This is a genomic window from Fictibacillus arsenicus (assembly GCF_001999465.1).
GTDB classification, from domain to species: domain Bacteria; phylum Bacillota; class Bacilli; order Bacillales; family Fictibacillaceae; genus Fictibacillus; species Fictibacillus arsenicus.
The window spans coordinates 1,033,884-1,048,154 of record NZ_MQMF01000002.1 but is presented as its reverse complement, the minus strand read 5'-3'; the positions used below and the strand labels follow the sequence as shown (position 1 = coordinate 1,048,154).

Genomic DNA, 14,271 nt, shown 5'->3' with positions numbered 1-14,271 from the left:
ATGGCGAGCATAAACCTCGGATGGCGCTCATAGATCCTTCTAGATCGATCATAAAACCTAACATCACACAACCCAAACAATAAAAAATGCTGGCTCAGTAAGGCAATTCATCTTACAGCCAGCATTTTTCAAGTTATTCTTCTTTATAAAACCTATCCCCAGTATCCGGGTTATAATAGACCCGTTCTTTTTTGCCGGTTGATGGATCAATTGATATTTCTTCAGTCCAAATATAGCCTGAAGGAACTTTGGTCTCGCTTTTTTTATAGCGTTTATCGTAATAAAGCCAAGATAAAATCGCAAGAACGATTAATATGAGAATGGAGAACACTTGCCATCCGATTAAAATACTTATCCAGTTCATTGTTTTTCAGCAATTACGGCAGTTCCATAAGCGACGATCTCACTCATGTTGTTGCCCATTTCACCAGAGTCAAAGCGCATCATAACGATTGCGTTTGCACCCATTTCAGATGCGTTTTTCACCATGCGGTCAACCGCTTGCTTACGAGCATCTTCTAGCATGCTTGTATATTCTTTGATTTCCCCGCCCATAATGCCTCGAAGTCCAGCCATGATATCCCCGCCAATTCCACGGGCACGAACAACTATACCGTATACAGATCCTTTAACTTCTTTAATTTCATACCCTTTAATGCTTTCTGTCGTGACAACGATCAAAATGATGACCCCCTAAGATTAATACTTACTTATACGAAAAATACAAGCCTATAGTTTCATTATCTATACTATGATTTTACCTGGATTCAAAATGTCATTAGGATCCAATTGTTTTTTAATCCCTGACATTATAGGCAAAGTATCAGCGTGTTCTTTTGCTAAATACTTTGCTTTACCGATCCCGATACCGTGTTCACCGGTGCAGGTGCCGCCTTTGTTTAGTGCATACTCCACTATACTCGAATTAACCATGTCGGCCTTTTCACGTTCTTCTGATAGTGAAGGATCGTACATAAGGATGGCATGGAAATTCCCATCACCCACATGACCAAGAACTGCACCCGGTACTCCTATTTCATCCATCGTTTCTCTCGCGTGTACAATTGCTCCTGACAATTCAGACAAAGGAAGGCATACATCCGTGAACATCATGGATTTGCCTGGATAGCCGTGTTTGAACGCATAAGCTAAATGATGACGCGCTTCCCAAAGTTTTGCACGTGCTTTGGAATCTCGTTCCTCTACCCATTCTACACCACCGAAGCTCTCGAGGAGCTCTTTTGTAAGAGAAGCTTCATATGTAACGCTTGCAGGATTACCGTGAAATTCTAAAAAGAGAGTAGGCGCTTCGGTATAAGAAGTATCACTGTTGTTATTTACCTGAACAATAGAACGTTCATCAACTAGCTCGATTCGCGCAATTCCTGTTCCTGATCCAAGAACACCTGATGCGGCTTCAACAGCAGATTGGACAGAAGGGAACGTACATCGTGCTGCCAAGAGAGCTTCAGGTATTCCGTACACTTTTAAGGTTAATTCGGTAAAAACCCCGAGTGTTCCTTCTGAACCTACAAACATGCCCGTCAGGTGATAACCCGCTGATGACTTTGCCGCGAGCCCTCCAGTTTGAATAACTTGTCCATTAGCTAATACGACTTGAAGGTTTCGGACTTGATCACGCATGATACCATATTTGACGCTTGTTGTTCCGCTTGCATTCGTTGCTGCCATACCGCCAATGGTCGCATCAGCACCTGGGTCGACAGGGAAGAACAAGCCATACTTTTTTAGAGCAAGGTTCAGCTGAGTACGTGTTACGCCAGGCTGCACTTTTACTAAAAAGTCATCAGGTCGAATTTCAAGGATTTGATTCATCTCCTGAAAATTAAGCGAGATGCCTCCTTTGACCGGAATACAGTGCCCCTCCAAGCTGGAGCCTGCGCCAAAAGGCACGACAGGAATTTTGTTTTCATTTGCGAATGACATAATAGAAGAAATTTCTTCTGCAGAAGAAGGGTATACTACTACATCAGGAAGAACTGGGCTGTGGTAGGATTCGTCACTGCTATGCTGCCTAAGGATGGTTTCATTTTGTGTGGCACGTTTTTCAGATGTGCGTTTTTTCATTTCGAGCAAAAGATCCGCTTGTGCAATATTCAAGAAAAACACGCTCCTTTTGTTGTTATAGTTCTATTTTACATAAACATACTCAAAAATCCTTTTTAAACATGAAAATCAGAATATATGCCCAAACTAACGGATGAGGTGATCATCGTGCCAAAACGCACAAATGTGTTGAGTGTTATACTTTTAATAATATGTATTTCAATAGCCGTAACGGGCTGCGGAAAGACTGACAGCCCGAATCAATCTGAGGGGAGAGAAGAGCCGGTGATGGGTGATGGGAAACAAAATCAAAAAAAAGACCGTCCTGAAGATGGACAGAGCGGGATCGTTGCAGGAAGCATTGAGTCTTCTATTCAAGTGTTGGAGCAGCAGAATGAAAAAGGAATATTATTTCGTTATGAATTAAAAAATCAAACAGAGAAAGAAAAAGTATTTCAATTTCCTACAAGCCAGAAATTTGATTATGTGATCAAGGACAAGAACGGCAAAATCGTCTATCAGTATTCGAAAAATCATATGTTCATGCAGGTATTATCTTCTTTGAAATTAAAGCAGGCGGATACATTTAAACAGGACATATTAGTCAAAGATTTAGAAGCAGGAACTTACGAATTAGAGGTTTGGCTGACTCCAAAAGGCGAAACAGAAGATTATCGTCAAAAAATTACTTTTAATTGGAACTGAATTGGGGAAGAGATGAGTTAAGAGCTCATCTCTTTTTTTATTTTTACTTTCCTTTCAAAAGATTTTGTGAATACCCTTCCTTGGCAAGTTGATTGTAGCGCAAGGTGCGTGCCTACCAAATGAGACGCTCCTCGCTAGGCATGAGGAAGCTTAAATCGGTAGCATTTACTTGTAGACGCAGGAGCAAGGATACTTCCTTGAAGTGGGACAGGTGAGACTCCTTAGGGCGCAAAGCGTCAGGAGGCTCACCGCCCGCCCCGCGGAAAGCGAGCACCTGGAGTGGAAATCAACTTCTTCATTTCAATGAAGAAACAAAATACTTGAAAGGCAAAAAAGGTCAAAGTATAATATGATTAAAGGTGAAAGGTCAAAGAAAGTCAAAGTCAAACTTTCATCAAAAAATACAATCTGCTAAGCGTTTAACGCATGCTAAATAAAATAATTTGAGGGGGTTACAAATATGCGTTGTGAACAATGTGAAGTTAATCCTGCTACAATCCAAATGAGTATTTCCATGAATAAAGAGAAAAAGCAATTTGTACTTTGCTCTGATTGTTACCATATAGTAAAACAAGAGATGAATACTGGGGGAGGAATGAACATGAACTTCTCTTCTTTCGATGATATATTTCAGCAAATGATGAGTGGTCAGGCATTTACTGATCAAAACAATCATCAGCAACAACAAACTCAAAAAGGAAAACGCGGAGGAGGCTTTTTAGATAAATTCGGGCGTAACTTAACGGATGCTGCAAAGGCGGGAATTATTGATCCTGTAATCGGGCGTGAAAAAGAAGTGCGCCGTGTGATTGAGATACTAAATAGACGTACAAAAAACAATCCGGTACTAATTGGTGAGCCTGGTGTCGGTAAGACCGCAATCGCAGAAGGCCTTGCTTCTAAGATTGTAGAAGGAGATGTTCCAGGTAAACTGTTAAATAAAGAAGTCTACCTGCTAGATGTTGCTTCATTAGTAGCAGACACTGGGGTGAGAGGCCAGTTTGAAGAGCGTATGAAGCAACTGATCGCTGAACTGCAAAAGCGAAAAAATGTTATTTTATTTGTAGACGAAGTCCATCAGATTGTTGGAGCAGGTTCTGCGGAAGGATCTATGGATGCTGGAAACATTTTAAAACCAGCACTAGCCCGTGGTGAGCTTCAAATGGTTGGTGCAACTACTCTTAAAGAGTATCGCCAGATCGAGAAAGATGCTGCACTTGAGCGCCGATTCCAGCCGATCATCGTCAATGAGCCTACAGTAGATGAGGCGATCGAAATCTTAAAAGGTCTTGCACCTCGTTACGAAGACTATCACCAAGTTAAGTTCACTGAAGATGCACTAAGAGCGTGTGTGCAGCTGTCACACCGTTATATCCAGGACCGATTTTTACCTGATAAAGCCATTGACTTGATGGATGAAGCAGGCTCAAAAAGCAATCTTCAGCACATCACGATCGAAAAGTCTTCAATTGATGATCGTTTAGAAGAGCTTGTAAAAGAGAAAGAAAAAGCAGCTGCTGATGAGAATTATGAATTAGCTGCAAAACTGCGTCAGGAAGAACTAATGCTCGAAGAAAAACTGAAAACGCAGGAAGAAGATAAAAATGCAGCAATCGTTCAAGTTGAAGATATTCAAAATATTGTAGAATATAAAACTGGTATTCCAGTTCGCAAGCTTCAAAATGATGAACAATCTAAAATGAAAGAGCTGGCATCCAAACTATCTTCACAAGTAATCGGACAAGACGAGGCGGTAGAAAAAGTCGCTAAAGCGATTCGCAGAAGCCGTGCAGGTCTGAAAGCAAAAAAACGTCCAATCGGCTCGTTCTTGTTTGTAGGACCGACTGGTGTTGGTAAAACGGAACTTACAAAGACATTGGCGAAAGAACTCTTTGGAGATGAAGAAAGCATGATTCGCCTTGACATGAGTGAGTACATGGAGAAACATGCTGTGTCCAAATTAATTGGTTCACCTCCAGGGTATGTAGGTCATGAAGAGGCTGGTCAATTAACAGAGCAGGTGCGCCGCAAACCATACAGCATTCTATTATTGGATGAGATCGAGAAAGCGCATCCTGATGTACAGCACATGTTCCTTCAAATCATGGAAGATGGAAGATTAACAGACAGCCAAGGGCGTACAGTAAGCTTTAAAGACACAGTAATCATTATGACAAGCAATGCAGGAGCAGCTGTTAAACAAACAAAGAAACTTGGATTTAATGCAGATCAAGTGGAAAAGGAAACACACATCCTTGATTCATTAGGCGGATATTTCAAGCCTGAGTTCCTTAACCGCTTTGACAGCATCGTTCAGTTCCAATCTTTAAAAGAAGAACATCTTGTAAAAATTGTTGATCTGATGCTTAAAGAGTTGTCCAAACAGCTTTCAGAGCAGAACATTGAATTAACAGTAACAACTGCTGCCAAACACAAACTGGCGAAGTTAGGGTATCACCCGTCATTTGGTGCAAGACCGCTCCGCCGCATCATCCAAGAACACATCGAAGATAAGATTGCTGACGTACTACTGGATGAAGAAAATGTAGATAAACTGGCAGTAAATGTAGTTGATGGACAGATTATCGTAAAAAAAGCGTAAAACAGAAAAACCTTGCTAGAGTATATCTCCAGCAAGGTTTTTGTTTTACAATTAAAATAGAAGGTAATTCTATTACATAGATGGTATATCCCGAAAAAATAAGCCATGCGCCTGCATGGCATAATTGAAACAATAAAACTTCTCTCTATTCTTAGGAGTTGTCTTTGGAGCGGATAATGGTAAGAACAAGCATTGAAAAACCAATCATCAGCGACATTGCTTCAAATACCGTCATCCCAATCCCTCCTTTTTATAATAGGCAAGACTCGTACAAGAATTAGAGAAGGAAAAGTATTGTATGTTTTCCATTTTATCCCGATTGCACTATTCGTACAAGAATCGGAATAACTATTTCTAATAATTAGAATTAGGTCAATAGGTTTATTTTCCTAATATTATCCAGCGGAATTTCTGATCATGTTTTTTCTATCCATATCAAATAGGTCTAAATAACTATAAATAATACAATTCTGTTTTATATAACAGGAGCAGCCATAAACAGAGTCAAAAGGAAAATGAACACACCGAGTAAGACAACTAAACATTTTCTAGTCATATTATTCAATCCCCCTTGTGTATTTCAATGTATAAAAAAAACGGGGACTTCATGACAGTTATTCAAGGAAAATTTCGAGGAGGAAAAAGGTTGGATACATCTTATGTATGGTATGTAAGTTATGGATCAAATCTGATGGAGCATCGCTTTTTATGCTACATTCTTGGCGATCAGCCTGAAGGTTCTTCACAAAAAGAAAGAGGCTGCAGAAATCCAGCGATGCCTTTGAAAAATCGTAAAGCTGTTCTGCCATTCCCACTCTATTTTGCAAGAGAACGAACCAAGTGGGGAGAGGGTGGAGTAGCCTTTATCGGTCACGAAAAAAATGATAAATACAAAACATATGGAAGAAAATATTTGGTTACAGTTGAACAATTTCTGGATGTGACAGCACAAGAAAACAGCTGTGATGAAATAGAAGCTGATCTGGAAGAAGTAATCGAGAAAGGATACATCCATTTTGGATCAGGATGGTACAGCAGGATGGTCTACTTAGGTGAGGAAGAAGGATATCCGATGGTTACGTTCACATGTAATTTGGATCTGCATGAGCAGAATTTAAATCCGCCGCCAGCAACTTATTTAACAACAATCGCGAAGGGACTCAGTCAGATTGGTTTGACCTGTGATGAGGCTGTGAAATATTTCGCTGAAACTCCGGGCATTTCAGGGAGAATGAAGGAAGATGAGATTGAAAGTATTATTTGCTCCCATTTTTAACATGCCAAAAGTTTTATAGCTTGGCCTTAATTTTTAAAAATTTCCGATAAAAGGGATGGAAGTAGGTCGAGCGTTATATGACTTATGGAACTTTTTTTAGCTGTGTATAGGTGAGATAATAAAGTCCCCTATACATAGAGAGGTGCTTTTAATTAAGCACCTCTTTTTTTATTTAATAAGCTCAGAATCTCTTCTTCTAAGTGTTCATTTTTATTTCTTTGATAGAAATGGTACCGGCAGAACAATTGAATTGTTCTGCAATCAGTTTTCTTACTTGATCATGGAGATTTGATTTTCCAGGGTTAATATTCACAATCACAATGTTGCCTTGAGTGACTTTCTCCTGGCCATGGCTGAGTTCAAAATCTACAAGAAGTTTAGCCATTATAAATCTCTCCTTTTTTTCCTATATTTTGTGGCTGTTGGAAGTAGTTGATTTCCGTTCCAGGCTGCTCGCTTTCCACGGGGCAGGCGGTGAGCCACATTCGGACGTTTCACTTTTAAGTGTCTCACCTGCCCGCCTGTCCCGTAGGAGTCTCGCACCTTCCACTCCAATCAACTGTCAAAGTAGACACGGATTTAAAAGAAACAATCTTTTAGAAAAGAGCCTTGATAATATACTGCTTGTTGATATATTCGACATATTTCTGAAAATTCTGTCTGTTTCAAGAAAAATCAGGCGAAAAGTATTGCAGATCCTCTAAGTATTGTACTTTTCTTACTTTTTTCACAGGTAATTCCATCCCTTCAGAGAATTTAAATAGGTAGATTGTCAGATAAAGGGGGATCTTTGTGGACGGTGCACTTGAGAGAAAAAGCATTCGTAAAAGGTTATCTTGGAAAAAGAGTTTAATCATTATTGGAGCGGCACTTATTGTTATTTTAGGAGCGGCAGCCGGTACAGCATATTTTTTATTGCAAAAAAGTGAGCCTCAAATAAATGGAACACTTGTCTTAAATGGATTAACTTCAAAAGTTGATGTGTACAGAGACAATCACGGTGTGCCACATATTAAAGCAGACTCTATGAAAGATTTGTTTATGGCTCAGGGATATATAACCGCGCAGGACAGGATGTTTCAAATGGATCTTAGCCGAAGACAAGCCTCTGGAATGCTAAGTGAAGTCATTGGTGAAAAGACACTATCAAGGGACCAATTTTTCCGGACCCTTGGATTGAGAAGAGCGGCTGAAGCTTCCTATAGCGAATATTCATCTGAAACCAAACAATATCTTCAATGGTATGCAGATGGAGTAAACGCTTATATGGAACAGGCAAAAGAGGAGAGCACGTTGCCGATCGAATTCTTGCTGGTTGGCTACAAACCTGAAAAATGGACACCTATCGATTCACTGGTAATCGGAAAATATATGGCGTTTGACCTCGGAGGACATTGGGAGGGCCAAGCTTTTCGCTACTATTTGATGGAGAAATTCCCAAAAGAAAAAGCATTAGATCTCTTTCCAGGTTATCCGGCAGATGCTCCATCTATATTAGAAGATCTAGAAAAAAGCGGTCTTGACTTCGATAAAAGTTTCGCAGATGCAGTGATTCCTAACTTTCACAACGGAAGCAACAACTGGGTCGTTTCGGGGAGTAAAACTGAATCAGGTAAACCCTTTCTGGCAAATGACCCGCATCTTCAGCTAGGAACGCCATCAATCTGGTACCAGACTCATTTAAATGCGCCGGATTATGAAGTTAGCGGAGTAATTTTTGCAGGCATTCCAGGAATAATTGTCGGTCATAACAAACAAATCGCATGGGGTGTCACAAATGTTGGTCCGGATGTTCAGGAATTGTATGTGGAAAAAAGGAATCCTGATAATCCTTATGAATTTCAGTATATGGCCAATTGGGAAAAAGCCGATGTGATAAAGGAAGTAATTAAAATAAAGGATAAACCCGATGTCGAGCATGAAGTTGTGATTACAAGACATGGTCCGGTGATCTCAGAATTTGCTCATCAAGATAAGCCGGGTACAGCTTTAGCTTTAAAATGGACAGCTCTTCAGCCATCGAAGGAATTAGAAGCTGTTATTCAAATGAATCGCTCAAAAAATTGGAAGCAGTTTGAAAAGGCATTAGAATCTTTTCATACTCCTGCTCAAAACTTTGTTTTTGCGAGCACGGATGGCACAATTGCCTATAAGGCTAATGGTCTTATTCCAATCAGGAAGCAAGACTATACATCTCTTCCTGTACCAGGCTGGACGGACAAATATGAATGGAAAGGCTTTATTCCGTGGAGCGAGCTCCCGACAACTGTAAATCCCGAAAAAGGGTTTATTGCTACTGCTAACAACAAGGTAGCATCAGATTCGTATCCTTATCACATATCAGATACTTTCGCACAGCCCTATAGACAGAAAAGGATTGTTGAAGTGTTAGGGACAAATCAAAAACTGACAATAGATGATATGAAAGCTCTTCAATTCGATCAAGCGAATAAACAGGCTGAGGAAATGCTTCCGATTCTTTTAGAGCTAGTAATGAATGAACCATTGTCAAAAAAGGAAGAAGAAGTTGTTGCCGTCCTGAAAAAATGGAATAAAAATGACAGTAAAGACAGCGCAGCTCCTCTTATTTTTCATATTTGGATAGAATCCCTCAGTAATGAACTATTTAAAGATGAAATTAGTGAGGAAATGATGAAGATGTTTGACGGACGGGAACAAGTAGTGGATGAACTTATCCGAAAAGCATATGCAGGGAATCCTGGACCTTGGATCAAACAGAACGGCGGACTTGAAAACGTAGCTCAAAATTCTTTTTCAAGTATGATCACGAAGCTATCCGATAAATATGGCCAAGATATTTCCGGCTGGAGATGGGGCAAATTTCATTCTCTGACTTTTGAGCATCCATTAGCTGCTATTAAACCATTGAATCTTTTGTTTAACCCGGGTTCAGAAGAGATGGGAGGCAGCCGTGTTACAGTCGGAGTAGCGGGCTGGAATCGTGAAACAGGAAACATTACTCACGGCGGCGCATGGAGAATGATCATCGATATGGCTGACACATCAAAGGCCTATCATGTAGTAGGACCGGGTCAATCAGGACATGTCCTAAGCCCATGGTACAGCGATCAAGTAAAAGATTGGGCAACCGGCAAGTACCACATTACAGAATTAAAAATGAAAAACAAGGATGAAAGCAGACATCTCGTTTTGCAGTCATCTAAAGAAAATTAACAGGTGCAGGACACTTGTCTCTGTCAAAATACAGGGTTGGACATATGGTGTAGAGAAAGGCAAAACAAGCTGGGAGGTTTACCCTTTGTCATACCAAACGTACCACCTTTGCCGCCGTTATATTGGCAGATCCGTCTATATCGACTGCCATTGCGGAACAAGGTATCACGGTGTCCTAAAGCATGTAGATCAGGAGAAGGCATACATTCTGCCATATAGTTCAAACCCGCAGGATGAGAGCGGTGACCGTTTCTTTGCACCTGCTCTGATCGGTCTAACACTTGGAACGATCGCTGGATTAGCATTGGCACCGCGCCCATATCCAATCTATCCTGTTTATCCGCCATATCCGCCGTACCCATATTATTAAATAGTGAAGAGGGGCTGTCCCAAAATTAAGTAAAACTTACTTTTGGCAGCCCCGATTTTTTATTTTTACAAAAGGCGGTTTTCTAATAGATTGTTGCTTTCGACTTATTTCTCCTTTGACATGTTGATAGGAGTGCAAGGTGCGTGCCTACCACATGAGAACCTTCTTGCTAGGCATGCTACGAGGAAGCTCACCGCACGCCCCCCGGAAAGCGAGCATCCTGGAAGGAGGTCAACTCCTTTCAAAAACAACAATGAAAATTACTTTCTTGTTTTTTATCATTTTTTAATTGTAGGATGCAGGAAAATAAACAGCATAGATGGAAAGTTACGTATACACAAATCAGATGCGAATACAATTTAAGACATAATACAGAATTTTTTACGAGGGGGGTTTGGGAATGAAGCTTGCATTTTTGTTTCACCCGGTAAAAGATTTACAAGAATCACAACGATATTATGAGGAGCTCGGTATGACTGAAGCGTGGCGTGAAGGCAATCAAGTGATGGGATTAGCTATGCCTGATAGTGAAGTTCAGTTAATGATTGAAGAAGATGAACTGGAGCTTGGACCAGGCGGGGTATTTGTTGTTGACAGTGTCGATCAATTCTATGATGATAACGAAACCAGACTTCATTTTGTTAAAACACCATGCAGCATTCCACCTGGCAGGTATGCGATCTATAAAGATGGGGCAGGCAACCCAATTCGGATCATAGATTTTACGAATAAAGATTAATATGAAAAACACGCCAGGATGAGGACTCCCCGGCGTGTTTATTGTGTTTTTACGGTACGTGTTCTTATATTTATTACACGTTTCTCAGACTCATTAAGATTTCGCTCAAAAAAGTCGAGTTACGCTCAAGATAATCTCGCTGCGCTCAAACTACCTTTCGTTTCGCTCAAAATCTTCCCTTCTCGCTCAAAGACCAGAGTTTTTACTTAAAACAGGTTTAAATCGGGGCCGTCATTTAAGGCGGGATCATGCAGATCACCAATATAATTCACTAAACTTTCTCCTTCGTAATAATAGGGTTCGGTATCTTCGAGCCAGCTTTGATACTCTTGAAAATCATGATCGAAATTACCCGAGTAGAAGCGGTGGGCTACTTCGTTCGTTAAAGTATCTATGATAACGATCCCCCTGTACGTCTGACGGTCAGGTTCATCATAATCACATGCAATATAATATGCCATTGAAAAAACTCCTTAGATGATCGTTCTACACATAATGTTGCAAATTAGTGCTTTTTTCATACCATTATTTTTTAGTTCTCTCATAAAGATAAAACGATAAGCCACAAAAATCTTACACAGTGTTTAAACGGTGTTTACATTTTATCTGTACGATTAATATGAGGCAGATTGAAAAGAGGGAATTTAAAATGAAGACGTACTTTATGATTCAGGAAAAAATCAAACCTGCTTGGATTCAGGAAATGGTCATTAAGGCGAATGAGTTTGAAAAATGCCAGATTTATTTAGAATGCAACGCACTAAGGATCAATGCAAAAAGTCAGCTGAGTATGAGTTTATTAAATGGGATGCAAGGAGTTTGCTGTGTTTCAGCACAAGGTGAAAATAGCAGGATAGCTGTTGATGCGCTGCGCAGTTTAGGAACCAAAGTTTTAAATTAGTTTGTGTGAAAACAAAAAGTTAAAGGCTGGCTCTTATTGGAAGCGTCCTTCCGAGCCAGCCTTCTTTATTTTTTATCTTTGCCGCTTCTGCTTGTTTGGACAAGTTTCTGCAAAAGGACTTCTTGTACAGCTGACCGTGCCAGGTCTGCTTCCTTATGTTCTTCTCTTGCTTTTTGTTCAATAGCCTTAATATCACTGGAATTGTGCTGACTCAAAATATTGTCCACCTTTCTGCTGTTTCCAAAGTATGTTGTTACCGCAAAAGAGATGAACAGGGCCCTATTCCTCTAAAAAGGAGAAATTATAATAAACCTATGCTCATTCATTTCGAAATATGATTGATTACATTTAAAAATCAAAGTTGAAAGAAAGTTTGCTATACCCACTTGCAATCTGATGAGAAGAGTCTAAAATAGATAGTTGAAACGACGCTTTAGAAAAAGAAGGGATAAAGTTTGCATAAAGTAATATGGTTTACAACCGGGGCTTTTTTACAAGGACTTGCGATGGCTGTATTTTTATTTCCACACGCTGTTCCATCGGGCGGAGTGGCAGGCTTAGCCATTTTAAACGATTATTTCTTTCAGGTGCCTCTTGGCCTGACATTATGGATTATAAATTTCGGTTTACTGCTCCTTGCAGTAAAAAAACTTGGAAAACAAACGGCATTATGGACGATATATTGTGTAGCTGTAACTTCAGTAACGGTTGATTGGCTGTCTTCTTTGATACAAAATCCTGTGAATAATATACTTTTTGATGTAATTTATGGGGCTTTAATTTTTGGGATAGGAGTAGGAATTCTGTTCCGTTATGGAGCTTCATCTGGAGGGATGGATATTCTTGCTTTAATAATCGCGAAGTGGACAGGAAAGAAACCAGGCATCATTCTATTTTGGATCAACAGCATCGTGCTGCTTTTCACTTCGCTAACTGTTGGAGCCCCGATTATTTTGTTTGCTGTCATTTGTCAGTGGATCAGTACAAAGATCATTGACTACGTTAGAACTGCACAATTTCAGAAAAAAGCAAAGCAATATATGTAAAAAAGGGTACGGTTATAAAACCGCACCCTTTTTTTTGCGGCGTACAAATTAGCAATCTTTGCCTATGTGCGCCCACGTAGTACCAACGATAATGAGAAGGATGAATAGAACTACTATGATCGCAAAACTCTTGCCATAACCTCCGCCACCACAATAACCATATCCGCCACCATACATTGGTGCGTTCGCTAGTGAAGCATTTACCGGTGAATTTGCATACATTCTAAAACTCCTCCTTACGATTTGTACTTTCGACTTCGATACAGTATATGTGATAGGTATTAAGCGTGTATGGACACAAGCTTAGTTTTTTTGGAATTAGGCGTTATGTAATATTTTTGCAAAGAAAATCATGTTACGTTTTGAGTGGATTGGGGTAACTTAAAGCAAAGGAGGCGTTATATATGCAAACTGCAACCCAAACTCAAATGAAAACCACAAGCAGGTTATTAAAAACTCAATCATGGGCTTTGATCGGCCTTGGTACAGGTGCATTGGTCTGGCTCTCTTTTAAACCAAATCGTATAAAAACTAAAATGAAGATTAAAGACTTTAAACGCAGGGTGCGTCCGGATCATATCGAACGAACTCAGCTGCCAATTAATAAAGCAGGTCATCCAGATCCGATGGATGTAGATGATAATAAGATGGTAGAAGAGGGAGCAATGTACTCTGTAAACTACTATAACAATCGGAAACAATAAAAGGATGGGGTAACCCATCCTTTTATTGTTCTCTGAGGATCTGTGAGAAGAATGCGGCTGAATAATGGATTAATCTGTAGGAAATCTTAGGTCTTTATGACGATTCAACATGTAAAAAAATGTCTGGATTTGTAACATTACTTCTTCTTTTGTGGAAAGTATTTTCAAGTCGGCAAAAAGCCGTCATAATAATCGAGAAGTACTAAAATGACAAAAGAGGAGCCGATTTTCGTGGAGAAAAAAGAATGGAATAACTCTCTTCTATTGGAATGCATAAAAGAAAAAAAAGAAAAGCTGGTAGAAGTTGCAGATCGTAAAGGATTAACCAGCAAGGAGACTGTAAAATGCAGTCAGGAATTAGATGTATTATTAAATGTCATTCAAAGACAAGCAAGTTTTTAATCAGCGCTTGTTGAAGATGAGTTCATCTGTTAGTTGATCAATGCGAAGTAAAATGGCCTTTTTTGTTACTAAAGGATAATTACAGTGAAATTCCGATAACAGTTCTCTAATTTCCTGAATCAGGGTAATTTCTTGTTCAGGAATATTCTTTAATGATTCGGTTTTTGATTTAAAATGAATCAAGTTGTCCTTCACGATAACACCCCACTTTAAATATTGTGTTGGATACTACTTCCATAGAAGGATTAAAATACCTTCTAAAAG

Annotated in this window: 18 protein-coding genes; 10 read left to right on the top strand and 8 right to left on the bottom strand. The window is 39.7% G+C overall.

Features of this window, described 5'->3' with window-relative positions; all coding sequences use genetic code 11:
- Nucleotides 1-133 precede the first annotated feature (133 nt).
- The 3 genes from UN64_RS12580 to UN64_RS12570 all read right to left on the bottom strand — a co-directional run bounded on the left by UN64_RS12580 (nucleotide 134) and on the right by UN64_RS12570 (nucleotide 2,121).
- Nucleotides 134-364 carry a hypothetical protein gene (locus tag UN64_RS12580; RefSeq protein ID WP_171978892.1) on the bottom strand — a complete coding sequence of 77 codons (231 nt, stop codon included), beginning with the start codon at nucleotides 362-364 and terminating at the stop codon, nucleotides 134-136.
- Nucleotides 361-681, bottom strand: coding sequence for a YbjQ family protein (locus tag UN64_RS12575; RefSeq protein WP_077363178.1), 321 nt, complete (start codon nucleotides 679-681; stop codon nucleotides 361-363). The genes UN64_RS12580 and UN64_RS12575 overlap by 4 nt, the downstream gene beginning before the upstream one ends.
- Nucleotides 682-744: 63 nt before the next feature.
- Nucleotides 745-2,121: an FAD-binding oxidoreductase gene (locus UN64_RS12570; RefSeq protein WP_425590108.1), complete on the bottom strand. Its 1,377-nt coding sequence runs from the start codon at nucleotides 2,119-2,121 to the stop codon at nucleotides 745-747.
- A 114-nt stretch (nucleotides 2,122-2,235) separates the two neighbouring features.
- Between UN64_RS12570 and UN64_RS12565 the strand changes: the two genes are divergently transcribed.
- On the top strand, nucleotides 2,236-2,772 hold the full coding sequence (locus UN64_RS12565) for a BsuPI-related putative proteinase inhibitor (RefSeq protein WP_171978891.1): 537 nt from the start codon (nucleotides 2,236-2,238) through the stop codon (nucleotides 2,770-2,772).
- A gap of 460 nt (nucleotides 2,773-3,232) precedes the next feature.
- Nucleotides 3,233-5,374 (top strand): ATP-dependent Clp protease ATP-binding subunit, encoded by a 2,142-nt coding sequence (locus UN64_RS12560; protein ID WP_077363174.1) that lies wholly within the window; start codon nucleotides 3,233-3,235, stop codon nucleotides 5,372-5,374.
- Between the two features lie 151 nt (nucleotides 5,375-5,525).
- On the opposite strand, the gene UN64_RS21505 is transcribed toward UN64_RS12560, so the two are convergent.
- On the bottom strand, nucleotides 5,526-5,609 hold the full coding sequence (locus UN64_RS21505; protein WP_226536613.1) for a putative holin-like toxin: 84 nt from the start codon (nucleotides 5,607-5,609) through the stop codon (nucleotides 5,526-5,528).
- 411 nt (nucleotides 5,610-6,020) lie between these two features.
- On the opposite strand from UN64_RS21505, the gene UN64_RS12555 reads away from it, so the two are divergent.
- Nucleotides 6,021-6,650 (top strand): hypothetical protein, encoded by a 630-nt coding sequence (locus UN64_RS12555; protein WP_245802014.1) that lies wholly within the window; start codon nucleotides 6,021-6,023, stop codon nucleotides 6,648-6,650.
- Between the two features lie 196 nt (nucleotides 6,651-6,846).
- On the opposite strand, the gene UN64_RS12550 is transcribed toward UN64_RS12555, so the two are convergent.
- A complete protein-coding gene (locus UN64_RS12550) occupies nucleotides 6,847-7,035 on the bottom strand; it encodes a hypothetical protein (protein ID WP_077363170.1) in 189 nt (62 codons plus the stop codon).
- A gap of 407 nt (nucleotides 7,036-7,442) precedes the next feature.
- Here UN64_RS12550 and UN64_RS12545 point away from each other — a divergent pair, with 407 nt between their 5' ends.
- The 3 genes from UN64_RS12545 to UN64_RS12535 all read left to right on the top strand — a co-directional run bounded on the left by UN64_RS12545 (nucleotide 7,443) and on the right by UN64_RS12535 (nucleotide 10,954).
- The gene (locus tag UN64_RS12545; protein ID WP_139343094.1) at nucleotides 7,443-9,845 is read left to right on the top strand and encodes a penicillin acylase family protein; all 2,403 of its coding nucleotides are present in this window, start codon (nucleotides 7,443-7,445) and stop codon (nucleotides 9,843-9,845) included.
- An 85-nt stretch (nucleotides 9,846-9,930) separates the two neighbouring features.
- Nucleotides 9,931-10,215: a hypothetical protein gene (locus UN64_RS12540; RefSeq protein ID WP_077363165.1), complete on the top strand. Its 285-nt coding sequence runs from the start codon at nucleotides 9,931-9,933 to the stop codon at nucleotides 10,213-10,215.
- A gap of 400 nt (nucleotides 10,216-10,615) precedes the next feature.
- Entirely contained in the window at nucleotides 10,616-10,954 is a 339-nt protein-coding gene (locus tag UN64_RS12535; protein WP_077363163.1) for a VOC family protein, read from the top strand.
- Nucleotides 10,955-11,160: 206 nt separating this feature from the next.
- Here UN64_RS12535 and UN64_RS12530 read toward each other — a convergent pair whose 3' ends face one another.
- Complete coding sequence (locus UN64_RS12530) at nucleotides 11,161-11,415, bottom strand: hypothetical protein (RefSeq protein ID WP_077363161.1); 255 nt, start codon at nucleotides 11,413-11,415, stop codon at nucleotides 11,161-11,163.
- Nucleotides 11,416-11,603: 188 nt separating this feature from the next.
- On the opposite strand from UN64_RS12530, the gene UN64_RS12525 reads away from it, so the two are divergent.
- Nucleotides 11,604-11,855 (top strand): HPr family phosphocarrier protein, encoded by a 252-nt coding sequence (locus UN64_RS12525; protein WP_077363159.1) that lies wholly within the window; start codon nucleotides 11,604-11,606, stop codon nucleotides 11,853-11,855.
- A gap of 65 nt (nucleotides 11,856-11,920) precedes the next feature.
- Here the strand turns inward: UN64_RS12525 and UN64_RS20940 are convergent, their stop codons facing one another.
- On the bottom strand, nucleotides 11,921-12,070 hold the full coding sequence (locus UN64_RS20940) for a hypothetical protein (protein ID WP_171978890.1): 150 nt from the start codon (nucleotides 12,068-12,070) through the stop codon (nucleotides 11,921-11,923).
- Between the two features lie 240 nt (nucleotides 12,071-12,310).
- Here UN64_RS20940 and UN64_RS12520 point away from each other — a divergent pair, with 240 nt between their 5' ends.
- Complete coding sequence (locus UN64_RS12520; protein ID WP_245802013.1) at nucleotides 12,311-12,901, top strand: YitT family protein; 591 nt, start codon at nucleotides 12,311-12,313, stop codon at nucleotides 12,899-12,901.
- Nucleotides 12,902-12,949: 48 nt separating this feature from the next.
- Here the strand turns inward: UN64_RS12520 and UN64_RS12515 are convergent, their stop codons facing one another.
- A complete protein-coding gene (locus tag UN64_RS12515; protein ID WP_077363157.1) occupies nucleotides 12,950-13,123 on the bottom strand; it encodes a YjcZ family sporulation protein in 174 nt (57 codons plus the stop codon).
- Between the two features lie 182 nt (nucleotides 13,124-13,305).
- On the opposite strand from UN64_RS12515, the gene UN64_RS12510 reads away from it, so the two are divergent.
- Nucleotides 13,306-13,605 (top strand): hypothetical protein, encoded by a 300-nt coding sequence (locus tag UN64_RS12510; protein ID WP_077363155.1) that lies wholly within the window; start codon nucleotides 13,306-13,308, stop codon nucleotides 13,603-13,605.
- 231 nt (nucleotides 13,606-13,836) lie between these two features.
- Nucleotides 13,837-14,007 (top strand): aspartyl-phosphate phosphatase Spo0E family protein, encoded by a 171-nt coding sequence (locus tag UN64_RS12505; protein WP_379832792.1) that lies wholly within the window; start codon nucleotides 13,837-13,839, stop codon nucleotides 14,005-14,007.
- Nucleotides 14,008-14,271 lie beyond the last annotated feature (264 nt).